Below are 24,738 nucleotides of genomic sequence, written 5' to 3'. Positions count from 1 at the left end.
GCGGGGGCCGCCGCCACGAGTGTCCTGATGGACCAGGTGCGCAAGGATATGGCCATGACGGTTTTCACCCACCCCGGGCGGCACCGGGTCGCCGTGCTCGCCCGCGAGGTCCTGCTCCCCATCGAGCTGGGCATCGTGCACCAGCTCTTCGGCCAGGCCCGGCACGGAGCCTCGGCGGACGGCGAGCCGCTGTACGAGGTCGCCACCTGCGCCCCGAGCCCCGGGGACGTCCGCACGGACGGCGACTTCACCGTGGCCGTCCCGCACGGGCCCGAGGCGCTGGCCGAGGCCGACACGGTGATCGTCCTGTCGTCGTACGAGGACTACGTCCAGGAGGAGCCGGTCCTCCCGGCCCCGCTGGCGGAGGCCTTCGCGCTGATCCGGCCCGGCGCGCGGGTGGCCTCGATCTGCACCGGCGCGTTCGTGCTGGCCTCGGCCGGGCTGCTCGACGGGCACCCGGCGACCACCCACTGGCGGTACACGGAGCTGTTCGCCCGGCTCTTCCCGCAGGTCGCCCTGGACCCGGACGTGCTCTACACCGACGGCGGGCCCGTGCTGACCTCGGCGGGCTGCGCCTCCGGGATCGATCTGTGCCTGCACATGATCCGGTGCGACCACGGGACGGCCGTCGCGAACGACGTGGCCCGGCGCACGGTCGTGCCGCCCCATCGCGAGGGCGGCCAGGCGCAGTTCATCCGGCGACCGGTGCCCGAGCGGTCGGCTCCGGGGACCTCGGCGGCCCGCGACTGGGCGCTGCGGCGGCTCCAGGACCCGATCACCCTGGGTCAGTTGGCGGCCCGGGAGTCGATGAGCGTACGGCACTTCACCCGGCGGTTCCGGGAGGAGGCGGGCATGCCGCCGATGGTCTGGCTGACCCGGCAACGTATCGAACTGGCACGGGAGTTGCTGGAGGAGTCGGACCTGCCCGTCGAGCAGGTGGCCGCCCGCGCCGGGCTCGGCACGGCGGCCAATCTGCGCCTTCACCTCCACGCGGCGCTGGGCGTCTCGCCGAGCGCCTACCGCACCACGTTCCGAGGTCCGGCCCAACGGCCATGACGGAGCGTCAGTACGGGAAGACCGAGCGGCCGTGCTGGATCGACATCCACCGCTGCGTGGTGAACGCCTCCACCGCCGCCTCGCCGTTCAGCCGCCCCATGCCGGACGCCTTCTCCCCGCCGAACGCGACCAGCGGGTCGTCCTGGACGGTGGAGTCGTTGACGTGGAACATCCCGCTGTCGATCCGCCGCGCGAACCGCACCCCGCGCTCCGCGTCCCCGGTGTGGACGGCGCCGCTCAGTCCGTAGGGGCCGTCGTTGACGATGCGTACGGCCTCCTCCTCGCCGTCGAACGTCATCAGCAGGGCCACCGGACCGAGGATCTCCTGCCGAAGCAGCGGGGAGTCCTCCGCGAGGCCGGTGAGGACGGTCGGGGCGACGACGTTGCCGACGGTCCGGCCGCGCACGAGCGCCGTCGCGCCGTCCGCGACCGCCCGGTCCACCAGGGCGTCCAGCGCGTCGGCCTGGAAGGCGTTGATGACGGGCCCGACGGTGGTCTCCGGATCCCTCGGGTCGCCGGCCTTGAGGGCGGCCACCCGGGCGGTGAACTTCTCGGCGAACTCCGCCGCCACCGACCGGTCCACCAGGATGCGCGTGGAGGCCAGGCAGGTCTGCCCCTGGTAGACGAAGCGGCTGAAGAGAGCCGCCCGGACCGCGTGGTCGACGTCGGCGTCCGCGAGCACCACCAGGGCGCTGTTGCCGCCCAGTTCGAGGACGGTCCGCTTGAAGGCCCCGGCGGCGGTGGCGGCGATGTGGCGGCCGACCCGTTCGGAGCCGCTGAACGAGATCACCTTGGGTACGGGGTGCTCGATGAACGCGTCGCCGATCTCGGCGCTGTCGGTGATGACGACGTTGAGCAGCCCGGCCGGCAGCCCCGCGTCCTCGAATATCTTCGCTATCAGTCCGCCGCCGACGATGGGCGCGTTCTGGTGGGGTTTGACGACGACCGCGTTGCCGAGCGCCAGGGCGGGTGCGACGGACTTCATCGTCACCAGGAACGGGAAGTTGAAGGCGCTGATGACGCCCACAACCCCGACGGGCAGCCGGTAGAGCCGGTTCTCCCGGCCGTCGCCCACGGCGGGCAGCAGCCTCCCCGTGGGCCGCAGCGCCTGGCGGACCGCCTCGCGCAGGAATTCCGACGCCGCGTGCACCTCGTGCGCCGCCCTCGACCGGATGCCGCCCAGTTCGTCGATGATCGCCTCGACGATCTCCTCGGCGCGCTCTTCGGTGATCCGGAGCGCGCGTTCGATGACGGCGCGCCGCTCGTACGGGTTGACGGCGGCCCATTCCCGCTGCGCCCGCTCGGCCGCCCGGTAGGCGCGGTCGACCTCCAGCGCGGTGGCCACGGTGACGGCGGCGAGTTTCTCACCGTTGTAGGGATTGAAATCGATGATGTCCCACGAGCCGCTGCCGTTCAGCCACTCGCCGTCGATGTACTGGTGGGCCAGTTCATGGAAGAAGGACATGCAATCCCTTACTGCAGGCGTTCGCATACTCCTGATGCGACGTCATCGTACTGAGAATTTACGTCAGTTGGAGGAGCCCGCGCAGGAGATCCCGGCTCTCTTCCGGTGCGGGGCTCTCCTGGGCGAGGTCCGCCATGGTCTTTTCGTAGTGTGCGACTTCCTCGGGCTTGTCCAGATAGAGCGCGCTCGTCAGCTGCTCCAAATAGACAATGTCCGACAGATCGGATTCCGGGAATCGCAGCATCGTGAACGATCCGCTCTCGCCCGCATGACCGCCGTGACTGAAGGGCATGACCTGAAGCGTGATGTTCGGCTGCTCCGACATATCGATCAGATGCCGCAATTGGGCGCGCATGACCTCGCGTTCGCCGTACGGACGGCGCAGCGCCGCTTCGTCGAGCACGGCATGGAACGTCGGTGCGCGCTCGGAGACGAGGGCCTTCTGGCGCTCCAGCCGCAGGGCCACGCGGCGGTCGATCTCGGCGGGCGAGGCGCCGCGCAACCCGCGCGCGACGACGGCGTGGGCGTACGCCTCGGTCTGCAACAGGCCGTGCACGAACTGGACTTCGTAGGTGCGGATGAGGGAGGCCGCACCCTCCAGACCGATGTACGTCTGGAACCAGCCGGGCAGTACATCGCCGTAACTGTGCCACCAGCCCGCCACATTGGCCTCGCGCGCCAGGCCGAGAAGAGAGTCCCGCTCCGCCTCGTCCGCGACTCCGTAGAGCGTGAGCAGGTCCTCGACGTCCCTGGCCTTGAAGCTCACCCGTCCCAACTCCATGCGGCTGATCTTCGATTCGGAGGCCCGGATCGAGTAGCCGGCCGCCTCACGGGTGATACCGCGCGACTCCCGCAGCCTCCTGAGCTGTGAGCCCAGGAGGATGCGCCGCACCACCGATCCACTCGACTCGCCTGCGGACACTGGTCCGACCCTCCCCATCGTGTACCTGGCACCCGGAGCCCCCCGGAACCCCGAGTGCCGGATTCTGCCACCAAAACGCTTCAGCCCGTACTCATTCGATTACGGAAATGGGAAGACGTCCAGAAAGCTCCGAAACTGACCCCGGGAAGAAATGCCCCAGAACCACCACGGTATCGGGCAGGTCCGGCGCGTGCACGTGCATCTGCCCTTGCATCTGCCCTGCGCATTCGGAACCATGGTCCTCGCGCACCTGCGTGCTCGTGTTGTGCCGCTGTACCCCCCGCAGTACCGCTACAGGCAGTGCCGCTACAGCCGCGAATCCCGGGAGTGCCTCGTATGGGGACGAATGGATCGACGATGCTCGAGCCGTTACGGCAGGGGCTTCCCCCCACCGACCCCTCAGGGGTTGCCGGATCGGCGTCCTGCGCTCTGCCCGCACGCTACGAAGCGGTCGGCGGCGCACGGAAGTTCACCCGGGCCACACTGGAGCGCTGGGAGCTGGGCGACCGTTTCGACGATGTCGCCCTGGTGGTGTCCGAACTCGTCACCAACGCCCTGCGCCACGCGCTGCCCGACGATCCGCCGCGGGAATTCCAGGACCCGCCGGTGCGCCTGCATCTGATGCGCTGGACCTCACGACTGGTGTGCGCGGTGCGCGATCCCAGCCGGGAGAGCCCGGTGGCCGCCGAGGCGGCGGATTCCGCCGAATCCGGCCGCGGTCTGTTCCTGGTGGAATGCGTCAGCGACAGCTGGGGCTGGCACCCCTCCCCCGTACCGCTCGGAGAACTGCCTTCCGGACCGCTGTACGGCAAGGTGGTCTGGGCCCTTTTCCGGCTTCCGGAAAACACGAAGTCGGGTTCGTAGGAACCCCGGTCCGGCCCGTCACGGGCCGGGCCCGGCGTCAGGCGCCGGCGGCGAGGTGGTCGAACTCGCCGTCCTTGACGCCCAGCAGCAGCGCCTCGATCTCCGCGGGCGTGTAGACGAGAGCGGGCCCGTCGGGGTGACGGGAGTTCCGCATCGCCACATCCCCTCCGGGCAGCCGGGCGAACTCCACGCAGGATCCCTGGGAGTTGCTGTGCCTGCTCTTCTGCCAGACGACTCCGCGAAGCTCTGTGGCCGCCATGCCGTTGTACACGTGGTGCACAGGACGCTCCCCGAGTTGCAAGGTGCAAGTGTCAACTAGCTCGGATCATAGCTGTGTTCATATGCCAATGCATGAGCAGATGCACGTGCACGCGGGGTGTTCCTTCGATTACAGACTTTCCGCCCCGGTCGCACCCTCCCGGAAGAGAGACGAACGGCACGCCTATTTCGCTCCCGCTTACCGGAGTTGACCCTTGCGGACCTTGGTAACGTGGCGCGGTCTTTCGACCGGAAATACAGCAAGGGGGAACTCCACGTGACCAGCTCTCTACGCACCGGCGCCGTCGTGGCCGCCGCTCTGGCCGCATCGCTGGCGCTGACCGCGTGCGGCAGCGACGACGCGGGCAAGGATTCCGGCGCGGACTCCGCGGCGAGCGCGACGCCCGGCGGCGGCGGTGACGACAACTCCGGGGAGTCCGGGGGCGGCACGGACGCCGCCGCACTGGAGGGCACCTGGGTGGGGCTCACGGACGGCAAGAACGTCACCGTGTCCGTCGCCGCCCGCAAGGTCGCCCTCGTCGCCGACCAGTCCGTGTGCCAGGGCGATGTGAAGGACATGGGCGGCGAGCCGATGCTGGCGCTGACGTGCACCGGCGGCTCCACCGACCGCACGATGGGCGCGATCGACTCCGTCGACGGCTCGAAGCTGGTCGTCTCGTGGGACGGCGGCACCAAGGACACCCTCACCAAGGCCGACCCGGGCAAGCTGCCGAGCGGTATGCCCTCGCTGCCCGACCTCCCGGACGTGCCCGAGGTGCCCGCCCCGTAAGGGCCGTGGCCGCCGGGCCACCGGGCCACCGGGCCGTCGCGCCGTCAGCTCTCAGCTCTCAGCTCTCAGCTCTCAGCTCTCAGCTCTCAGCTCTCAGCTCTCAGCTCTCAGCGAGCGTGCTGCTGACCCGGGTGGAGCCGCCCCGCTCGTCCAGGGCGCGGGTGAACTCCTCCAGCGCGTCCAGCAGCAGCGCCGCGCCCCGGCGCACCACCGGGTCGCCCACCGGCGTCGTGCCGTCCTCCGTCGGTGTGGGCATGTCCCACTGGGCCACCGCGTCCACCACCGGCTGCCAGTCGGGCAGTCGCCGCTCCCGTACCGCCTTGGCGCCCTTCTCGGTGGCCCGGCGCAATGCCTCGGCCAGTTCGGCGGCGCCGGGCACCGGGTCGGCCGACCGGGCCGGGAGGTGGGCCTCCAGGACCATCGCGGAGCGTCCGAGCTGGGCCAGCGCGTGCTGGGCGTCGGTGGCGGCGGCCCGGGAGATGCCCCGGTGGCGTACGGGTTCGTGCTGGGCGGTCGCCAGCGCCTCCTGCCACGCCACACGGGCCTCGCGGGTGGCGATCAGGGCGTCCCGGACGTCCTCGTCGTCGCGGTCGGCGGGGTCCGCGTACCGGTCGACGACGGCGGCCGCGTACCGCCCGTCCGCCACCAGCCACTCGGCCAGCCGGTTGCGCAGCCGCGGGGTCTCCCAGGCCGGGTAGACGGCGTACGAGATCATCGCGAGGAGTCCGCCGACGAGCGTCAGCACGATGCGTTCGGTGACGGTCTGGGACCAGTCGTCGCCGGCCATGCCGAGCAGGAAGACGACGTACGCGGCGACGCAGACCTGGCCGACCGCGTAGCCGGTGCGCATCAGCAGATACATCAGCCCGGCGCAGATCACCGCGAGGAGCGCGGAGAGCCGGGCGTCGGGGTGGGCGGTCTGCACGACGGCGGTGGCAAGACCGACGCCGACCAGGGTGCCGCCGAAGCGGCCCGCGGAACGGGCGTACGTCTGCGAGAACTCGGGGCGCATCACCATGACGGCGGTCATCGGCGCCCAGTAGCCGTGCCCGAACGGCACGGCCTCGCCCACGAAGTACCCGCAGACGGCGACCACCGCGACCCGGATGGCGTGCCGCATGATCGGCGAGCCGTGGTGCAGCTCGCGGCGCATCGAGGCCAGCACCACCGGGATCAGCTTCAGCAGGGTCGGCCGGTGCCGGGTGTCCGGGGCCAGGTCCGTGGGGATCCCGCTGTCGGTGCCGGTGCCCTCCGCGATCTCCAGGACGTCGTCGAGCAGGGCGGAGAGCCGGTCGGCGGCGCGGCGGGCGGGGCCGACGAGGATCACGTCGTTGTCGGGGGTCTTCAGGACGCCCAGGTCGGTGGCAGAGAGATGGACGGGCTCGCCGTGCCGGACGGCCCGCGCGGCGGCGTCCAGCACCGATCCGGCCGCGCCCAGCAGCTCGTTCACCCAGAGCCGTTCCAGACCGTCGCCGGGCACCCCCATCGCCGGGTCCGCGAGCGAGGCGAGCACCGGGCGCAGCCGTTCGGCGACGCCGCGCGCCCCGTGCAGTTCGGCGGGGCGGCGGCGGGCCTGGCGCGGGGTGACGGCTGCGGCGCTGCGGGCGGTCATCAGGGGCAGCGGGTCGAAGGGGGCGACCGGGTCGTGGCGCAGCCGCCGGGCGTAGTCGGCCTCGGCGGCGAGCGCGTCGGCGAGCGCGTCGCGCTGCGCGCCCCATCTGCGGACCGGGAAGAGGACGATGAGCGCCGCCTGTACGAAGCCGCCGACGGCGATCATCCCGGCGTGGGCGGCGGCGTCGACGACCGAGGTGGGCAGGGTGATCGTCACCAGCATGATCGCGACGTTGGACGAGGCGATGATGCCGCCCGTGGGCCCCGCCGCCCAGGCGAGCCCGGCGAGGAAGGTCCAGGCGCCGAGCAGACAGAGGAAGAGGACGACGTGCGCGCCGCTGACGTAGCCGACGAACGTCGAGACGGCGAGGCTGGCGCCGGAGACCAGGGCGAGGACCGGGCGCGGACGCCAGCTGCGCTGGAAGGTGGCGATGGCCGCCTGGAACGCGCCGAACGCGGAGCTCGCCGCGATCTCCGGCCCGAACAGCAGGAGGCTCGTGCCGATGACGAGGGCGAGGCCGGCCGCACCGCGGAAGGCGATGAGGGGTTCCAGCCTCTGCCGCTCGATCTCCAGCCCCGAGCGGGCGGTCTCCTTCAGCGCCCGGAGCCAGCTCATGGGCCGAGCCTAACCGGGCAATGTGAGACAAGCTCGACTTACCGCTTGATTTCGCGATCGGGTCGGTGTGACGCGCCACCCCTCCCGCCGCCCATACGAGCCCGGTCGGCGGCCTCGGTGCCGTGCGTCCAGCCGTCCAGGTCGCTCACGCCCCGCACCCGGGTGGTCGTGGTCCTCGGGAACATCCGCCCGGCGGTGTCGGTGACCGCGACGTCCCGGGCGGCGAGGACGGGAAGCAGCCCGGCTCCCCGGTCCGTACCGGAGTCGGCCGCCGCCACGACCCGCTCGGCACCGTCGGCGAGCCGGCGGCCGAGCCGCTGCGCGTACCCCATCAGGAACGCCTGCCGGAAGGTCTTGGTCCGCTTACGGCCGCCGGCCCGCTGTCCCGCCTCCGCCCGGGTCATCGCGGCCGTCCCCTGGACGAGCAGCGAGGTGAACAGCAGCTCCACGGCCTCCAGGTCCGGTTCGAAGCCGACGACCGTGGTGAAGCCGAGGTCCTCGTTCCACACGGCCTGGCAACGGTTCGCGGAGGCGACGGCGTCGAGCAGGATCGCCTTGGCGCTCTCGTACGGGGGCTCCACCCCGATCCGGCAGGCGCCCGGGTTCTCGCGGCTGTGCGTCCGGGCGGCGAGCAGGGCCTCGTCGATGCTGTGCCGGGCCATCAGCTCCTGCGCCTTGGTGGTCAGCGCCTCGGCCTCCTCCGGGAAGCCGGTCGCCTCGGCCTTCGCCAGCAGCGCCCGGATCCGGGTGAGCATGCGGGGCTCGTCGGCGGCGGGCGGCCGGTGCAGGTCGTCGGCGACCGTGCCGGGCGGCGGTCCCACGGGCTCGATGGCGGGCAGCCGCAGCAGCAGCCGGTACAGCTCCAGCAGATCGGCGGCGTAGGAGAACCGGTCGGGGCGGTTGCGGGGCGCCGGCGGCGGAAGCTCGGCGAGCTGCTGCCGCCACCGGGGCGGCAGCTCCGCGTACCGGGCGGTCTCGGCGGCGATCAGGGCCGCGGCCAGCGCCGCCCGCCGCTCGTCCAGCTCCCGGCGCACCCACCGGATCAGGTCGGCCGGCTGCCAGCCCCGGTCCCAGGCCCGGCGTACGAACTCCTCGCCGCGCCGGTGCGCCGCGTCGTCGGCGTCCGGGGCGGCGGCGAGCAGGGACGCGCCGGTGTCCAGGGCGGCGTCGCCCTCCGCGTAGAGGGCCGCCGCGCACGCCCGGTCGATCACCGATTCCATCCGGCCAAGGGTAGGCGCACCGTCCGGCCGCCCTTATGGCAGCAGCACCAGCTTGCCCCGCACATGGCCGCCCTCGCTCAGGGCGTGGGCGCTCGCGGCGTCGGCGAGCGGGAAGACCTGGGCGATCTCCACCCGCAGCTCACCGACGGCCGCCAGCCGGGCGCTCTCCGCGAGGCGTTCGGCCGAGGGCCGGCCGCCGGCGGAGAAGGCGACGCCCAGCTCGGCGGCGTCCCCGTCGGCGATGGTGACGATCCGGTCCGTGGTGCCGCCGCGCAGCTCGATGGAGGCGGGCAGCGCGCCGCGCCCCGACGCGTCGAACACCGCGTCCACACCCTCCGGGGCCAGCTCCCGCACCCGCTCGACCAGCCCGTCCCCGTACGCCACCGGGACCGCGCCCAGCACCCGCAGATAGTCGTGGTTGGCCGGGGAGGCGGTGCCGATGACGGTCGCGCCGCGGGCCGTCGCGAGCTGTACGGCGGCGGAGCCGACGCCGCCGCCCGCCCCGTGCAGGAGCAGCGTCTCGCCCTCGGCCAGCGCCAGTTCGTCCAAAACCCGGGACGCGGTGTCGGTCGCGACGGGCAGCGCCGCGGCCTGCTCCCAGGACAGCCCCTCGGGCTTACGGGCGAGGGAGGCGGCCTCGGCCAGCGCCTCGGTGGCGTAGGAGCCGGTGGCGCTCCAGCCGAGGACCTCGTCACCGGGGGCGAACGCGGTGACGTCCTCCCCCGCCTCCTCGACCACCCCGGCGAACTCTGCGCCGGGCGTGGCGGGCAGCGAGGTGGGGGAGGCGCCCTCCATCCAGCCGTTCCGGATCTTGTGGTCGAGCGGGTTCACCCCGGCCGCCCGCACGGCGACCCGGACCTGGCCGGGGCCGGGGCGCGGCCGGTCGAGCCGGGCCAGATGCAGGACGTCGGGGCCGCCGAACTCCTCGTACACGATCGCTTCCATGGGGTGATCCTCGTGGCTGCGGAGCCGGGCGGCCAGTCGGCGGCACGCTTCCGGGGCACTGTCAGTGGCGGGTGCCAGACTCGCCCCCATGACCGAACGGTGGGCGGTGGCGGCCGCGGACGGGGGCGGGGCGCTGCTCGCGCCGCTCGCCCGGGACGGCACGCCCGCCGGCCCGGTCGTCGCCGAGCCCGATCTCGTCGAGGCGGTCCGCTCCCGCCCCGATGTGGTGCGCTGGGTGTGGCGGTCGACCGCCGCGATCTACCCCCGGCTGCTGGCCGCCGGGGTCCGGGTCGAGCGGTGTTACGACATCGAGTGCGCCGAGCTGCTGCTGCTCGGATACGCCGGGCGGCTGGGCGAGCCCCGGTCGGCGGCCGCCGCGCTGGCTCGGCTGGACAACGGTCCGGTGCCGCCCGATCCGCCCGCCCGGTCCGCCGAACCGGGTGCGCAGTCCTCCCTCTTCGAGCCGTCGTCGGGGACCGGGGTGCCCTTCGAGGGGCTGCTGCGGGTCTACGCGGACCAGGTGCGCCGCCATGACGCGGCGGAGCACCCGGACCGGATGCGGCTGCTGACCGCGTCGGAGTCGGCGGGGATGCTGGTGGCCGCCGAGATGCACCGGGCGGGGCTGCCCTGGCGCGCCGACGTCCACCGGGAGCTGCTGAACGGACTGCTGGGCGAGCGGTACGCGGGCGGCGGCGAGCCCCGCAGACTCGCCGAGCTGGCGGACGAGGTGTCGGCGGCGTTCGGCAGACGGGTCCGCCCGGATCTGCCCGCCGATGTGGTGAAGGCCTTCGCGCAGGCCGGGATCCCGGTGAAGTCGACCCGGCGGTGGGAGCTGGCGGAGCTGGACCATCCGGCGGTCGAGCCGCTGATCGCGTACAAGAAGCTCTACCGGATCTGGACGGCGCACGGCTGGTCCTGGCTCCAGGACTGGGTGCGCGAAGGCCGTTTCCGCCCGGAGTACCAGCCGGGCGGCACGGTCAGCGGCCGCTGGACGACCAACGGCGGCGGGGCCCTGCAGATCCCCAAGGTGATACGGCAGGCCGTCGTCGCCGACGAGGGGTGGCGGCTCGTCGTCGCGGACGCCGACCAGATGGAGCCCCGGGTGCTGGCGGCGATCTCCCGCGACCGGGGCCTGATGGAGGTGGCCGGTCATGACGGCGATCTCTACAAGGCCCTGTCCGACCGGGCGTTCGCCGGCGACCGCGAGCACGCCAAGCTGGCGCTGCTCGGTGCGATCTACGGCCAGACCTCCGGCGACGGCCTGAAGAACCTGGCCGCCCTGCGCCGCCGCTTCCCGCTCGCCGTCGCCTATGTCGACGACGCGGCGCGGGCGGGCGAGGAGGGGCGGGTGGTGCGGACCTGGCTGGGCCGGACCAGCCCGCCGGTCGCGCTGGCCGGCCAGGACGAGGAGGCGGGCATCCCGCAGGAGGATCCGGCGGGCGCCGGTGACGCCGGGTCCGGGTCCGGCGGCGGTACGGCACGGGCCCGGGGCCGCTTCACCCGTAACTTCGTGGTGCAGGGCAGTGCGGCCGACTGGGCGCTGCTGCTCCTGGCCGCTCTGCGCCGGACGCTCTTCGAGCAGGGGCTGCGGGCGCGGTTGGTGTTCTTCCAGCACGACGAGGTGATCGTGCACTGCCCGGCCGAGGAGACCGCGGCCGTCGCCGAGGCGATCCGCGCGGCGGGCGAGCTGGCCGGACGGACCGCCTTCGGACGGACACCGGTGCGCTTCCCCTTCACCACGGCGGTGGTGGAGCGCTACTCGGACGCCAAGTGACACGCGGTGGTGCGGCTACCGCTGCTGGAGCTTCGGCCATTCCGGGCTGACCACCAGGGCGATGAGCTGGTCCATGGTGAGCGCGGGCTCCGGACGGGTGGCGGGGCTCGACTGCTCGCCGGAGTTGAAGGCCGAGACGACGACCCGCATGCCGTCGGGGCGCAGGGAGTCGGCCGTCCACATGACGACCCCCGCGCCGCCCTTCTCACCGGGCGTCTTCGAGGTGGCGAGCAGGGTGCCGTCGGGCCGGGTGGTCGCGTCGCGGTACAGGTTGTCGGCGACGTCCCGCATGTCCTGCTGCACATTGATCTGCACGAGGGAACGGCCCTTGCCGTCGTCGACGACGACCGAGGCGAACTCGCCGCCGCCGTCCGTCTCGTCGCTCACGGTCAGCCCCTCGGGCAGCAGGGCGCGGAAGGTCGGCATCAGCAGCGTGTAGTCGAGCGGCGGCGCCGGGGTCCCGGCGTCGTGCGTCCCGCGCGAGGCCGGGTCCGGCGAGGGCTCGCCGGTGCGCGAACCGCCCGTGACGGTGGAGGTGGCCGCCGGTGGGTCCGAGGGCGAGGGGTCGGCCGTCGCGGCGTCGGTGGGCGCGGCCGTCGGTGTGGGTGCGGCGGCGTCCGTGGACGCGGCCGTGGGGGTGGCCGTCGACGCGATCGGGCCGCTGCTCGCGACGTCCGCCCCGTCGCCGGAAGCGCGCAGCTGCCCGGTGGCGAAGGTGACCCCGCCGCCGATGAGGGCGAGGGTCAGCACGCTTCCGGCCACGGCGGCGGCCCGGCGGCGGCGCACGGTGCGCCGGCCCTTTTCCAGCGCGCCGTCCACCAGGGCGGCACGGCCGGACAGCTCGAAGGTCTCTCCGGCACGGCGGAGCTCCGTACCGAGGCCGTCCTCGAACGGCAGCTCGTCTTCGCTGGGCATGGGGAACCACCACTTCTCACTCGGGTCTGCTCGACAGTTGACGGCCCGTCGGGGCCGGTAAGGCGGGCGGCGAAGGCCGCCGGAAGGTCAGCGGGCGGCGAACTCCGCGATGCTGCCGCCCAGGTGCTCCCGAAGCCGCCCGAGCGCCCGCACACAGCGGGTCCGTACGGCAGCGGGGCTGACCTGGAGGGCGACGGCGGTCTCCTCGATGCTCCGGTCCTCCCAATACCGCAGCACCACGACCGCGCGGTCCTTGGGCGCCAGTTGGGAGAGGGCCTGGAGCAGCGTCATCCGCAGTGCCGGGTCGTCGGGGTCCACCGGAGCGCCGTCGGGCAGTTCGGCCAGCGGGCGTTCGCTCGCGGAGCGCCGTCGCCGGTGGGTCAGAAAGGTCCGCACGAGCACGGTCTGCGCGTACGCCGCCGGGTTGTCGATCCGGCGGGCCCGGCCCCACAACACGTACATCCGGCTCAGCGTCTCCTGCACCAGATCCTCGGCGAGGTGCACATCGCCACTGGTCAGCAGGCAGGCCGAGCGGAACAGATGGCCGGCCCGGCCGGCCGCGAACACCCGGTACTCCTCGGTGCGCGACGCCCTCATGCCCTCCCCCGTCCGTCCATCCGTTCCGCCCTTCCACCTGTATGACGCGACGGGGCCGGGCAAATGTTTCGGACGGTCCGGGAAAACTTTCCGGCACGGAGAAGCGCCCCGTTCACGCGCCGGACGGCGTGAACGGGGCGCGGGCGGTGGTGCGCGCTCGCTGTTCCTCGTCTACCCGCGTTCCCACAACGCGGGGACGTTCGGCGGCTCCCAGCCCGAGATGGCCTGGTGTGCCTGCAGACAGCGGTAGGCGACCCCGCCGTAGGTCACGCGGTCGCCCGCGCGGTAGGAGGTGCCGGAGGCCCAGCTGGTCCCCGGCTCGGTGGGCGGGTCGGTGGGCGGATCGGTCGGGCCGGGCGTCTGGGCGACGTCCAGGACGAAGTCGAAGGTGCCCTGGCGCCCGTTCCCGACGCTGCGGACGTTCATCAGCAGCTCCGGGTCGAACAGGGCGTCGGTGTTGTTGCGCGGCTCGTCCGGGAAGTACAGCTGGGTGGTGAGGATGCGGCCGCCGGGCGCCTGCGCCTTCACATGGATGTGGCGCGTCCGGCCCGGGTAGAGGCCCGGCACGATCGTGGTGAGGCTGAACGACCCGTCCGTTCCGGTGAACTGGTGACCGCGAAAGGCGAACCGGGCCATGTCGTACGCCCCGTTGGTGTCCGCCTGCCAGAAGTCGAGCAGTGCCCCGGAGATGGGCCGGCAGGCCCGGCCGAAGACATAGCCGCTCACGGTGAGCGGTATGCCGGGGGTGCCCGGGGTCACCAGGCTGGTGCGGCGCGGCGAGTTGGGCTTGAAGTACGGCCCCTCCATCTGCGGCGGCGTCGTGTCGTCGCCGTCGTCGCACTCCGGGGTCGGGGCCAGTGGCCCGTTCCCGGTGGCGGCGGCGTCCCGGGCGAGGGCGACGCCTCCACCGGCGAGCAGGGGCGCGGCGCTCGCGACGAGCGCGGCCTTCAGGAGACCTTTGCGGCTGATCCGCCGCCGGTCGCCCGACGCCGCGTCGGACGCGTTCGGGTCGTGGGGGGTCGCGTTGTCCGTTTGCGGGGTCATGACGTTTTCCTCGGAGTCCTCGGTGGGCCTCGGCGCGGGGAGGCGGGAGGCGGAGGTTCAGGAGGTTCGGTGACGCGGGACGGCCGGTGGCCGGCCCGGGTACGGGTGTCGGTGACCGACACCCGTACGGGCGGCCGGGGCGGCGGCGGTCAGATCCGCTGCCAGAGCGCCGGAACGGCCGCGGGGGTCCAGCCGGGCTGGGCCGTGTGCGCCTGGAGGCAGCGGTAGGTCGCTCCGCCGTACGTCACCGTGGCTCCCACGGGGTACGCGGTGCCGGCCGCCCAGGTGCCGCCCGGCGGGTCGGTGGGCGGGTCGGTCGGCGGCGTGGTGGGCGGGTCGGTGGGAGTACCGCTGGTGACCAGGGTCAGCCCGTACGCCTGGAGCAGCGGGTTGAGCGGCTGGAAGTACGTCGTACCGCCGGACGAGCAGTTGCCCGAGCCTCCGGAGGTGACGCCCTGCGCCTGATTGCCGGAGATGTACGAGCCGCCGGAGTCGCCCGGCTCCGCGCAGACGCTGGTGCGGGTCACGCCGGAGATGGTGCCCTCCGGGTAGGTGACGCTGGTGTTGAGCTGCTGGATGGTGCCGCAGTGCCAGCCCGTGGTGGAGCCGGAGCGGCAGACCGAGGCGCCGACGACGGCCGCGGTGGATCCGGCGACGGTGACGTCGCCCCGCCCGTAGCCGTTGACCGTCGGGCGCGGCGTCCAGTTGGCGTTGGTGGCGACCCAGGCGTAGTCGCGGCCGGGGAAGGTGGAGCCCTGGAAGGTGCCCTGGGCCTGCTGGTTGAAGCCGTTGGTGGTGGTGCCGACCCGGCCGCAGTGGCCCGCGGTGGCGAAGCCGTTCTGGGTGCCGCGCTTGACGGAGAAGCCGATGGAACAGCGGCCGGAGCCGTTCATGTAGTACGCGTCGCCGCCCCGGAGGTCGGCGAAGGTGCGGGGCTTCTCGGCGGAGCGGGCGACGGTGACGAGTGCGCTGTCGACCCCGGCCGCCTTGAGGAACGCCGTTCCGGCGGCGGTGCTCGCGGCGTTCACGACGACCCGGTTGGCCTCGACGTCGACGTACCAGACGGGCACGTCCTTCGGGGCCTTGCGCAGCGCGACCCTGTCGAGGGCCTCCTTGACCCCTTCGAGCCGGTCCAGGCTGTGGCCGACGACCTCGGCCTTCGCCCCGGCCTCGGTGATCCGGGCGGTCTGGGAGGCGTCGGTGGTGGCGACGGTCAGGGCCGCCTTCGCACCGCTGACCCGGGCTCCGGCGTAGCTGGCGCCGAGGGACTTCTCCAGACCGGCGGCGACGGCGGCGGCGCGGTACTCGTTGGCTATCCGGCTGCGCGCGTCGTCCGCGTCCAGGCCGAGGTCGCGCTCCATGGCGGACAGCAGTCCGGGCGACAGGCTGTCGGCGGAGACCGGCGGGGCGGTGGTGCCCGAGGGACCGGCGGACGCCACGCCGGTCAGCCCGGCGAGGGCGAGCGCGCCCACGGCCACCGTGGCGGTGCCGGCGACGAGGGCGCGTCTGCGGAGCGTGGTTCTCTCCACGTAACTCTCCTTGGTTCAGGGGTGTCCGGGTCCGGTGGGGGTTGGTCCGGACCAGGGAATTGCCGAAACCGTAGCGGCGGCGACACCCGGCGCAGGAGATCCCGTTCACCCCCCTCCCTCCGCGTTATGGGGCGAAGCCGGAAGCCGTCTCCCTTTCGGCGGGGCGCCCGGGTAGGTTCGCCCTCATGCACACAGGGCAACTTCTGGGCTCGGGACGCACCGCCGACGTGTACGCACTCGACGGCTCCTGGGTCCTTCGCCGCTACCGGGACCGCACCGACACCACGGCGGAGCTGGCCGTGATGTCGTACGTGGGCGCCTTCGGGTTTCCCGTACCGCGCATCGGCCCGCCCGCCGAGGGCGCCCGCCCCACGGATCTGGTGCTGCAGCGGCTGACCGGCCCGACCCTGGCCGAGGCCCTGCTGGCGGGGCGGGTGGGGGCGGCCGAGGCGGGTGCGCTGCTCGCCCGGCTGCTGCGTGACCTGCACGCCATACCGCCCCGGGTCTCGGCGAACCCGGAGGACTGTGTGCTCCACCTGGACCTGCATCCGGAGAACGTGGTGCTGACGGCGGGGGGCGCGGTGGTGATCGACTGGTCCACCGCGGCGGAGGGGCCGCCCGGCCTCGACCGCGCGATGTCGGCGCTGACCCTGGCCCGGATCGCGCTCGACCCGTCGCTCCCGGCCGGGGCGGACGTACGGCCGCTGCTGGCGGCGCTCCTGGCCGAACTCTCCGACGCCGGCGGCGCGTCGGACGCCGACCTGGCCCTGGCCCGCACCCGTCAGCAGCAGAACCCGCACCTGACCGACGCCGAACGCGGCCGCCTGGGCCGGGCGGTGGACCTGGTGCTCGACTCCTCAAGCCCTTCCGACTCCTCAAAACCTTCCGGCACTTGAGAAGCGGGCCCGCACTTCAAGCCCCTCCGGCGATCGAGGAGCGGGGGTCCGGGGGGGCGGAGCCCCCGAAAAGCCGCCGGTCAGCGCCGCCCGCGCCGCGCGTCCCGCACCCGCCGCAACCGGTTCACCGTGACCGGATCCTCCCGCAGCGCCCGCTCGTCCTCGATCAGCGCGTTGAGGAGCTGGAAGTACCGCACCGGCGACATCCCCAGCTCCTCCCGGATCGCCCGCTCCTTCGCCCCGGGCCCCGCCCAGGACCGCCGCTCCAGGGCCAGCAGCGCCCGCTCCCGTACGGACAGCTCGTCCGCACCGGGCACGGCGGAGGAATCCCCGGCCGGAGAACCCACGGCCGGGGAATCGGGCTGCTCGGGGTCGGGGGCAGGGTCGAAGGCGGTCATATCAACCAACCTAACGCCCACCCCCGACACCGGCCGCCAGGCCGCTACTCGGCGGCCTCGGCCCGCGTGGCCTCGGCGGCTATCTCCCCGAGGATGCTCTCGGGGTTGCTGCCCGGAGCGACCGCGCCGCCGATCTTCTTCTTGATCGCGTCGCTGACGGTGGCCCAGGACGTCTTGCCGAACGGAGGCAGCGTCGAGTTGGGCAGCGCGGCCAGGAACTCGTGCAGCTTCTTGTGCTTCTTGTCGGTCTCCATCGCGGCGGAGGCGCTGCCGGTCACCGGGAGCAGGTCGTACTCCTCGGCGAACTCCAGCACGTTCTCGTCGGAGTAGACGTAGTCGAGGAACGTGCCGATCTCCTTGCGGTGGCCGTTCTGCTTGAAGCCCATCATCCAGTCGGCGACGCCCATGGAGCCCTTGGTCGGGCCCTCGGAACCGGGCAGCGGCACCATGCCGACCTTGACGCCCTTGGCCTCGGCCTCGTCCATCAGGGTGGGGTGGCCGTTGAGCATGCCGACCTTGCCCTCGGAGAACGCCTCGAACGCCTTCGCCCGGTCCAGCTTGCCGGGCTCGACCGGCCCGGTGAGGCCCTTGCCGACGAGGTTGTCCCGCAGCCAGCGGAACGTGGCGACGTTCTCGGCCGAGTCGATGTCGTAGGAGCCGACGTCGTCGGTGTAGCCGCCGTTGCCGCTGAGCAGCCACATCAGGGTCTCGGCCTGGGCCTCCTCCTGGCCGAGCGGCAGCGCGAAGGGGTAGTCGACGCCCTTCGCCTTGAGCGCGGTGGCGTCGCTCCGGATGTCGTCCCAGGTCTCGGGGGCGTCGAGGCCGGCCTGGTCGAAGAGCTTCTGGTTGTAGAAGAGCAGCCGGGTGCTGGCGACGAAGGGCAGGCCGTAGAGCGTGCCGTCGACCTTGCCCGCGTCGGTGAGCCTTGGAAGGAAGTTCGCCGCGGTGCGGATGGCGAGCGTCTCGTCGGCGGTGTAGAGCTTGCCCGCCTTGGCGTAGTCCGCGTACGCGCCGATCTGGGCGATGTCCGGGGCGTTGCCCGCCTTGACCATCTCGGCGACCTCGCGGTCGACGTCCTTCCACGACAGGACGGTGACATCGACCTTGATGCCGGGGTGCTCCTTCTCGAAGCCCGACGCGACCCCGCTCCAGTACTTCTCGGAGCTGTTCTCCGGCCCGGTGCCGTAGTCCGCGGCGACCAGCTTGAGCGTGACGTCGCCCGAGCCGGTGTCACCGCCGCAGCCCGACAACGTTGCCGTCATTCCCAGCGCGGCCACCACCGCGGTCAGACCCAAAAAGCGCCGCTGCACAGCCTCGCCCATCCTCATTGATTTCAGCCATCGCGCGGACGGTGCGTCGGCGTCGCCGACGGCCCCCTGTCCGGCCGCAGCACTGCCCCCAGTCCGACACCGTCCGGACGAACTGCGATTTTCCCCCATTGCCGAACCGGCGGTCTACACCACCGGAGTATCGCTTCGGCAACGTATACCGGCCTCGGGGGCCACAACTGGCGTGCGGGTACTGGCAGTCGGGACCCCCCACCCCGTATCTTGGTCCAGACCTTTGGTCCGGATTCCCCCGATCCGGGTTGCCCATTAGTCGCTTTACGGCACAAAAGGGTCCACCTTCACGCGTTCATCATTTTGTATGCGTCCGCAACAAACCGCGCTAGTGGACTAGACCTTTTGGGGGTCGGCGGGCGAAACTGTCTTCCGTGAGACATGTCATCGCCCTCGATGTGGGCGGCACCGGAATGAAGGCCGCACTGGTCGGGACCGACGGCACCCTCCTCCACGAGGCGCGGCGGGCCACCGGCCGGGAGCGCGGCGCCGACGCGGTCGTCGAGTCGATCCTCGCGTTCGCGGCGGAGCTGCGCGCCCACGGCGAGGAGCACCTCGGCGAGAGCGCCGTCGCCGCCGGGGTCGCCGTGCCCGGCATCGTCGACGCCGAGAAGGGCATCGCGGTGTACGCCGCGAACCTGGGCTGGCGCGACGTACCGCTGCGCGCCCTGCTCTCCGAGCGGCTGGGCGCCATCCCGGTCGCCCTCGGCCACGACGTCCGCACCGGCGGGCTCGCCGAGGGCCGGATCGGGGCCGGTCACGGCGCGGACCGCTTCCTGTTCGTCCCGCTGGGCACCGGGATCGCCGGGGCCATCGGCATCGCGGGCGTCATCGAGGCGGGCGCCCACGGGTACGCGGGCGAGATCGGCCACATCGTGGTCCGCCCGGACGGCCCCGACTGCGGCTGCGGCCAGCGCGGCTGTCTGGAGACGCTGGCCTCCGCCGCCGCGGTGACCCGGGCCTGGGCCGCCGCCTCCGGCGACCCCGGTGCGGACGCCGCGGACTGCGCGAAGGCCGTCGAGTCCGGCGACCCGGCGGCGATCCGGGTCTGGCAGGACGCGATCGACGCGCTCGCCGCCGGCCTCGTCACCGCGCTCACCCTCCTCGACCCCGGCACGCTCATCATCGGTGGCGGTCTCGCCGAAGCCGGGGAAACCTTGTTCACACCACTGCGTGCGGCCGTCGAGGAACGGATCACGTTCCAGAAGCTGCCCCACATCGTCCCGGCGGCCCTCGGGGACACCGCCGGATGCCTGGGCGCGGGGCTGCTCGCCTGGGATCTACTCTCCACGGAGGTTTCCGCCTGATGGCCGGACGCGCAGCAGACAGCACCGTTCTCGCCGGCGCCCGGGTGGTGCTCCCCACCGGCACCGTCGAGGACGGCCGGGTGACCGTCGAGGGAACCCGGATCGCCGGTACCGCACCGGAGGGCGCCCGGACCATCGATCTCGGCGGCCACTGGGTGGTCCCCGGCTTCGTGGACATGCACAACCACGGCGGCGGCGGGGCGTCCTTCACCTCGGGCACCGTGGACGAGGTGCTCACCGGCATTCGTACGCACCGCGAGCACGGCACCACCACGATGGTCGCCTCCACCGTCACCGGCGAGATGGACTTCCTCGCCCGGCGCGCGGGGGTCCTGTCCGAGCTGGTCGAGCAGGGCGACCTGGCCGGGATCCACTTCGAGGGCCCCTTCATCTCGCCGTGCCGCAAGGGCGCCCACAGCGAGGAGCTGCTGCGCGACCCGGACCCGGCCGAGGTCCGCAAGCTGCTGGACGCCGCGCGCGGCACCGCCCGGATGTTCACCCTCGCCACCGAACTGCCCGGCGGCATCGACTCGGTGCGGCTCCTCGCCGAGCACGGGGTCATCGCCGCGATCGGCCACACGGACGCGACGTACGAGCAGACCGTCGAGGCCATCGACGCGGGCGCGACCGTCGCCACGCATCTGTTCAACGCGATGCCACCGCTCGCCCACCGCGAGCCCGGCCCGATCGCCGCGCTGCTGGAGGACGACCGGATCACCGTCGAGCTGATCAACGACGGCACGCACCTGCACCCGGCCGTCCTGGAGCTGGCCTACCGCCACAAGGGCGCGGGCCGCGTCGCGCTGATCACCGACGCGATGGACGCGGCCGGCTTCGGCGACGGCGAGTACCAGCTCGGCCCGCTCGCGGTCGAGGTCACCGACGGGGTGGCCCGGCTGGTGGAGGGCGGCTCGATCGCCGGCTCCACGCTCACCCTGGACAACGCGTTCCGCCGGGCCGTCACCCTCGACGAGATCCCCGTCGAGGACGTCGTCCGGTCCATCTCCGCCAACCCGGCCCGGCTGCTCGGCGTCTACGACCGGGTCGGTTCGCTGGACCCGGGCAAGGACGCCGACCTGGTCGTCCTCGACGAGGACTTCGTCCTCAAGGGCGTCATGCGCCGGGGCGAGTGGATCATCGAGCCGAAGACGGTCTGAGGCCGGCCGCCGGCCGAACGGGGCACGTAACGAAGCGGTGGCGGTCGGCCCGCGGGACTGGGCCGACCGCCACCGCTTTGACATGATCATCGGGATCGCGCGCCACAAGCCGGGCGCACGCACCGCTGGGGCCGACACCGCTGGGGCCCCGCACCGAGGGAGGGGCCGGCAGAGATGATCCTGACCGTCACTCTGAACACGGCGCTCGACGTGACGTACACCGTCGACGCGCTCGTCCCGCACGGCAGCCACCGCGTCGGCGAGGTCGCCGAACGCCCCGGCGGCAAGGGCCTCAACGTCGCCCGGGTGCTCGGGGCGCTGGGCCACGACACCGTCGTCACCGGCTTCGTCGGCGGAGCGACCGGAACCGTCCTGCGCGACCTCCTCGCCCCGCTCCCGCCGCGCGACGCCCTCGTGCAGGTCGCCGGGAACACCCGCCGCACCCTGGCGGTCACCGACCGCTCGACCGGCGACACCACCCAGCTCAACGAGCCCGGCCCGCAGGTGAGCCCCGCCGAATGGGCCGCCTTCCTGCGGACGTACGAGGAGCTGGTCGCCGGGGCCGAAGCGGTCGCGCTCTGCGGCTCCCTGCCGCCCGGCATCCATGTCGGGGCGTACGCCGATCTGGTCCGGATCGCCCGCGCCGCCGCCGTGCCCGTGCTCCTGGACACCAGCGGCGAACCGCTGCGCCGGGGCGTCGCCGCCCGCCCCGACCTGGTCAAGCCGAACGCGGAGGAGCTGGCCCGGCTGACCGGCTTCCGCGAACCGCTGCGCGCGGCGGGCGACGCCCGCCGTCGCGGGGCGCACGCCGTGGTCGCGTCGCTCGGCCCGGAGGGCGTCCTCGCCGTCACCCCGGACGGCGTCTGGCGGGCCGCCCCGCCCGCCCCCGTACGCGGCAACCCGACCGGCGCGGGCGACTCGGCGGTGGCCGGGCTGCTCTCCGCCCTGGCCGGGGGCCTCGACTGGCCGCAGCGGCTGGCCCGGGCGGTGGCCCTGTCGACGGCGACGGTGCTGGCGCCGACGGCGGGCGAGTTCGACGCGGCGGCCTACGCGGAACTGCTGCCGCGCGTCACGGTGGAGCCGCACACGCCGACGCCCTGACCACCCGGGCGGTGATCAGGGCGTCCGTACGAGCGGTGCCGGCCGGCCGTTCTACTTGATGTGGCCGGCCTTCAGCTCCAGCTGGTCGAGGTTGGCGTCGCACTTGTCGCCTTCCTCGCAGGACAGCTTGAGGGTGTTGGCGCCCTTGTCGAGCTGGACGTACGCGTAGGTGTTCGTCCAGCCCTTCTCCAGGTCGCCCTCTTCGGCGTTCGCGAAGTTCTTCATGTTGATGGAGCGCGGCTCCTGCGCGTTGACCGTCAGGGTCGTCTTCGCGTCCTTGCCGGGCACCCCGTAGGTCACGTACAGGGTGTACGCGCCGGCCTCCGGAACCTCGACCGTCCAGGTGGCCGAGCGGCCGACCTCGTTCAGGTTGATGTAGTTGCCGTTCGCGCCCTTGGCGCCCTTGACCGTGGAGTCCAGGGCCGCCGTGCCGCCCAGCGTCAGCGTCGCCGCGTCCTGCTTCGGCAGCTCGACCGGCTTGGGGGTCTCCTCGGGCTTCTTGTCCGGCTTCTTGGACTCCTCGACCTGGCCCGCCGGGCCCTGCGAGGAGGACGCCTCGTCCTTCTTGTCGTCCTTGTCGCCGTCGTCGCCCGTGAGCAGGGCGGCGCCGATGCCGATGAGGACGACCGCGACCACGGCGACCGCCGCGATCAGGAGCGCCTTCGTGTTCGGACCGCCGCGGCCCGGGCCGCCGCCGTGACCGCTCTGCGCCGGGGGCTGCCCGGGGGACGCCCCGCCGGGGTAGGTCTCGGGGGCCGCGTACTGCGGGTTCGGCCGGTTGTACTGCTGCGCGGGCTGGCCGTAACTCTGCTGGGGCGGGTAGCCGTAGCCGCCCTGCTGCTGCGGCACCTGCTGCTGGCCGTACTGGCGCTCACCGACGGCACGCACCTGGTTGTAGGACGTTCTGGGCACGCCCGGCTGGGCGGCCGGACCCGGGTAGCCGTAACCGCCCTGGCCGGGCGCCTGGGCGCCTGCCGCCTGTCCGTCCGCGTACAGATAGCCGAACGGATCGTCGTCCTCGGGCTTGCTCGCGCCGTTGTTTCCGGCCGTCATCCCTGGGTCACTCCTCACCATGTCGCCAGCCGTCGCCGACCGGCCGAGCCTACCTCGAACGGAGCAGGCCCCGAATTGCGCTCACCGACCCGGACGGCCGCCGGGGAACGGGTACGGGGTAGGGGGAGAAACGGGTCGTGAACGTCATCCGGCCCGGCGGTGAACCTTCGACCGGGACCGCTTTTCGACGTACATCCGCTGGTCGGCGGAGCGCAGGACCTCTTCCACGGTCATTCCGCACTCGGCCCAGCCGATGCCGAAACTCGCTCCGACCCGGACCGCCCGGCCGTCGACCCTTATGGGCGGAATGATGGCATTTCTCAGGCGAACGGCCAGGTCAGCGGCGTCCGCCGCCCCGAGGCCGTCGGCGAGGACGACGAATTCGTCACCTCCGAGCCGGGCGACGGTGTCGCCGTCCCGCACACAGGCGCTCAGCCGCCGGGCGACCTCGATCAGCACGGCGTCGCCCGTGTGGTGCCCGAAGCGGTCGTTGATGGACTTGAAGCCGTCGAGGTCGCAGAAGAGGACCGCGAGCCCCTTCGTCCCGTCGTCGTGCGCCGGATCCGGGGCCGCCGTGTGCACATGGTGGTCGAAGGGCCCGCCGCCGGGGATCGCCTCGCCCTCGTAGCCGTCGGGCTGGTAGCCGTGGGTCAGGGACGACTCGACGTCTCCGTACGCCGCGTCCAGCGCCTCGATCGCGGTCGCGGCCGGGGAGGAGTGCGGTCGCTCGCAGATCCGGGCGCTGAGCCGCGACTTCAGCTCGGCGCTGTTGGGCAGCCCGGTCAGCGCGTCGTGCGAGGCACGGTGGGCGAGGTTCAGCTCGTGGCGCTTGCGCTCCTCGATGTCCTCGACATGGGTGAGCAGGAAGCGCGGCCCGTCGGCGGTGTCCGCGACGACGGAGTTGCGCAGCGAGACCCAGAGATAGGTGCCGTCCCGGCGGCTGAGGCGCAGTTCGGCCCGGCCGCCCTCGGCGGAGGTGCGCAGCAGGGTGCCGATGTCCTCGGGATGGACCAGGTCGGCGAAGGAGTAGCGGCGCATCACGGAGGCCGGGCGGCCCAGCAGCCGGCACAGGGCGTCGTTGGTGCGCAGCAGCCTGCCCTGCTGGTCGCCGCCCATCTCGGCGATGGCCATGCCGCTGGGCGCGTACTCGAAGGCCTGCCGGAAGGACTCCTCGCTGGCCCGCAGCGCCTGCTGCTCCCGCTCCAGGCGGACCAGGGCGCGCTGCATATTGGCCCGCAGGCGGGCGTTGCTGATCGCGATGGCGGCCTGGGAGGCGTACATCTGGAGCGCCTCGCACCCCCATGCGCCGGGGCGGCGCCCGTTGCGCGGCCGGTCGACGGATATGACCCCGAGGAGGTCCCCGCCGCCCGCGGAGGCGTACATCGGGGCGTAGAGCCGGTCCAGCGGGTGCCACTCGTCCTCGAACCGGGGCTCGGGCCCCTCGGTGTGCCACTGCGGTACGTCGTCGTCGAGGAGGACCCAGCCCTCGGTGTGCGGGATGAACCGCAGCTGGTCCCAGGCCTCGCCCATGGAGAGCCGGCGCTCCCAGGATTCGCGGGAGCCGACGCGGCCGGTGATCAGGGCCTCGGCGGCGGCGTTGCCCGCGAAGGCGGCGATGACGAGGTCGCCGTCCGGCCGGACCAGGTTGACGCAGCCCAGCTCGTAGCCGAGGCCCGAGACGATCCCGTCGGCCACGGTCTGGAGCGTGTCCGCCAGACTCCGCGCCGTGTTGAGATCGGCGACGGCCTGATGCAGCTGCCGCATGGTCGCCAGGCGGACGTACGGCTCCGACTCGGCCTCCATCGCTCGCACCCCCGGGACCTCGACAGCAACTCCAGGTTTCATATCGACGTACTTGTTGCAGTGTCACGGCCACTGAA

The 24,738-nt window shown here is 72.8% G+C and carries 22 protein-coding genes; 8 read left to right on the top strand and 14 right to left on the bottom strand.

All coding sequences use genetic code 11. The features are described from left to right. Positions 1-48: 48 nt before the first annotated feature. Entirely contained in the window at positions 49-1,056 is a 1,008-nt protein-coding gene (locus AC0VY3_RS02145) for a GlxA family transcriptional regulator (RefSeq protein WP_475548767.1), read from the top strand. A gap of 7 nt (positions 1,057-1,063) precedes the next feature. On the opposite strand, the gene AC0VY3_RS02140 is transcribed toward AC0VY3_RS02145, so the two are convergent. Together AC0VY3_RS02140 and AC0VY3_RS02135 are read right to left on the bottom strand one after the other, a co-directional pair. After that, a complete protein-coding gene (locus AC0VY3_RS02140; RefSeq protein WP_475548766.1) occupies positions 1,064-2,521 on the bottom strand; it encodes an aldehyde dehydrogenase family protein in 1,458 nt (485 codons plus the stop codon). A 58-nt stretch (positions 2,522-2,579) separates the two neighbouring features. Further along, positions 2,580-3,443: a helix-turn-helix domain-containing protein gene (locus tag AC0VY3_RS02135; protein ID WP_475548765.1), complete on the bottom strand. Its 864-nt coding sequence runs from the start codon at positions 3,441-3,443 to the stop codon at positions 2,580-2,582. Positions 3,444-3,800: 357 nt separating this feature from the next. On the opposite strand from AC0VY3_RS02135, the gene AC0VY3_RS02130 reads away from it, so the two are divergent. Continuing rightward, entirely contained in the window at positions 3,801-4,307 is a 507-nt protein-coding gene (locus AC0VY3_RS02130) for an ATP-binding protein (protein WP_103508295.1), read from the top strand. A 37-nt stretch (positions 4,308-4,344) separates the two neighbouring features. On the opposite strand, the gene AC0VY3_RS02125 is transcribed toward AC0VY3_RS02130, so the two are convergent. After that, positions 4,345-4,587, bottom strand: a complete 243-nt coding sequence (locus AC0VY3_RS02125; RefSeq protein WP_010063707.1) for a DUF397 domain-containing protein — start codon at positions 4,585-4,587, stop codon at positions 4,345-4,347. 255 nt (positions 4,588-4,842) lie between these two features. Between AC0VY3_RS02125 and AC0VY3_RS02120 the strand changes: the two genes are divergently transcribed. Further along, positions 4,843-5,355, top strand: coding sequence for a hypothetical protein (locus tag AC0VY3_RS02120; RefSeq protein WP_475548764.1), 513 nt, complete (start codon positions 4,843-4,845; stop codon positions 5,353-5,355). A 100-nt stretch (positions 5,356-5,455) separates the two neighbouring features. Here AC0VY3_RS02120 and AC0VY3_RS02115 read toward each other — a convergent pair whose 3' ends face one another. The 3 genes from AC0VY3_RS02115 to AC0VY3_RS02105 are packed head-to-tail and all read right to left on the bottom strand — an operon-like array spanning position 5,456 to position 9,747. Beyond that, positions 5,456-7,582: an FUSC family protein gene (locus AC0VY3_RS02115; RefSeq protein ID WP_475548763.1), complete on the bottom strand. Its 2,127-nt coding sequence runs from the start codon at positions 7,580-7,582 to the stop codon at positions 5,456-5,458. 38 nt (positions 7,583-7,620) lie between these two features. Continuing rightward, the gene (locus AC0VY3_RS02110; protein ID WP_103507267.1) at positions 7,621-8,802 is read right to left on the bottom strand and encodes a DUF2786 domain-containing protein; all 1,182 of its coding nucleotides are present in this window, start codon (positions 8,800-8,802) and stop codon (positions 7,621-7,623) included. 33 nt (positions 8,803-8,835) lie between these two features. Further along, a complete protein-coding gene (locus AC0VY3_RS02105; RefSeq protein ID WP_475548762.1) occupies positions 8,836-9,747 on the bottom strand; it encodes an NADP-dependent oxidoreductase in 912 nt (303 codons plus the stop codon). A gap of 88 nt (positions 9,748-9,835) precedes the next feature. Between AC0VY3_RS02105 and AC0VY3_RS02100 the strand changes: the two genes are divergently transcribed. After that, entirely contained in the window at positions 9,836-11,521 is a 1,686-nt protein-coding gene (locus tag AC0VY3_RS02100; RefSeq protein WP_475548761.1) for a bifunctional 3'-5' exonuclease/DNA polymerase, read from the top strand. Positions 11,522-11,536: 15 nt separating this feature from the next. Here the strand turns inward: AC0VY3_RS02100 and AC0VY3_RS02095 are convergent, their stop codons facing one another. The 4 genes from AC0VY3_RS02095 to AC0VY3_RS02080 form a co-directional block, all read right to left on the bottom strand. Further along, entirely contained in the window at positions 11,537-12,436 is a 900-nt protein-coding gene (locus AC0VY3_RS02095) for a hypothetical protein (RefSeq protein WP_475548760.1), read from the bottom strand. 87 nt (positions 12,437-12,523) lie between these two features. Continuing rightward, entirely contained in the window at positions 12,524-13,033 is a 510-nt protein-coding gene (locus AC0VY3_RS02090; RefSeq protein ID WP_242742217.1) for a SigE family RNA polymerase sigma factor, read from the bottom strand. 171 nt (positions 13,034-13,204) lie between these two features. Further along, the gene (locus tag AC0VY3_RS02085) at positions 13,205-14,077 is read right to left on the bottom strand and encodes a dioxygenase family protein (RefSeq protein WP_103508157.1); all 873 of its coding nucleotides are present in this window, start codon (positions 14,075-14,077) and stop codon (positions 13,205-13,207) included. Between the two features lie 149 nt (positions 14,078-14,226). After that, entirely contained in the window at positions 14,227-15,606 is a 1,380-nt protein-coding gene (locus AC0VY3_RS02080) for an alpha-lytic protease prodomain-containing protein (protein WP_103508158.1), read from the bottom strand. A 185-nt stretch (positions 15,607-15,791) separates the two neighbouring features. Between AC0VY3_RS02080 and AC0VY3_RS02075 the strand changes: the two genes are divergently transcribed. Next, positions 15,792-16,502, top strand: coding sequence for a phosphotransferase (locus AC0VY3_RS02075; RefSeq protein WP_475548759.1), 711 nt, complete (start codon positions 15,792-15,794; stop codon positions 16,500-16,502). 80 nt (positions 16,503-16,582) lie between these two features. On the opposite strand, the gene AC0VY3_RS02070 is transcribed toward AC0VY3_RS02075, so the two are convergent. Together AC0VY3_RS02070 and AC0VY3_RS02065 are read right to left on the bottom strand one after the other, a co-directional pair. Beyond that, positions 16,583-16,900: a DUF3263 domain-containing protein gene (locus tag AC0VY3_RS02070; protein WP_103508160.1), complete on the bottom strand. Its 318-nt coding sequence runs from the start codon at positions 16,898-16,900 to the stop codon at positions 16,583-16,585. Positions 16,901-16,944: 44 nt separating this feature from the next. Beyond that, positions 16,945-18,222 carry an ABC transporter substrate-binding protein gene (locus AC0VY3_RS02065; protein WP_103508161.1) on the bottom strand — a complete coding sequence of 426 codons (1,278 nt, stop codon included), beginning with the start codon at positions 18,220-18,222 and terminating at the stop codon, positions 16,945-16,947. A gap of 431 nt (positions 18,223-18,653) precedes the next feature. Between AC0VY3_RS02065 and AC0VY3_RS02060 the strand changes: the two genes are divergently transcribed. The 3 genes from AC0VY3_RS02060 (at position 18,654) to AC0VY3_RS02050 (ending at position 21,805) form a co-directional block, all read left to right on the top strand. Further along, the gene (locus AC0VY3_RS02060) at positions 18,654-19,547 is read left to right on the top strand and encodes an ROK family protein (protein ID WP_242742280.1); all 894 of its coding nucleotides are present in this window, start codon (positions 18,654-18,656) and stop codon (positions 19,545-19,547) included. Next, positions 19,547-20,704, top strand: a complete 1,158-nt coding sequence (gene nagA, locus AC0VY3_RS02055; protein WP_103508163.1) for an N-acetylglucosamine-6-phosphate deacetylase — start codon at positions 19,547-19,549, stop codon at positions 20,702-20,704. Before AC0VY3_RS02060 ends, nagA begins: the two co-directional genes overlap by 1 nt. A 174-nt stretch (positions 20,705-20,878) precedes the next feature. Further along, positions 20,879-21,805 (top strand): 1-phosphofructokinase family hexose kinase, encoded by a 927-nt coding sequence (locus AC0VY3_RS02050; protein WP_475548758.1) that lies wholly within the window; start codon positions 20,879-20,881, stop codon positions 21,803-21,805. Positions 21,806-21,856: 51 nt separating this feature from the next. Here the strand turns inward: AC0VY3_RS02050 and AC0VY3_RS02045 are convergent, their stop codons facing one another. Both AC0VY3_RS02045 and cdgB read right to left on the bottom strand, forming a co-directional pair. Then, positions 21,857-22,858, bottom strand: a complete 1,002-nt coding sequence (locus AC0VY3_RS02045; protein WP_103509567.1) for a carbohydrate-binding protein — start codon at positions 22,856-22,858, stop codon at positions 21,857-21,859. Between the two features lie 144 nt (positions 22,859-23,002). Continuing rightward, positions 23,003-24,661 (bottom strand): diguanylate cyclase CdgB, encoded by a 1,659-nt coding sequence (gene cdgB / locus AC0VY3_RS02040; protein ID WP_103509568.1) that lies wholly within the window; start codon positions 24,659-24,661, stop codon positions 23,003-23,005. Between the last annotated feature and the right edge of the window lie 77 nt (positions 24,662-24,738).

The sequence above is a fragment of the Streptomyces sp. iso_384 genome (genome assembly GCF_056172905.1).
Note: the sequence above shows the minus strand (reverse complement) of the source record. Positions and strands in the feature narration are given on the sequence as shown.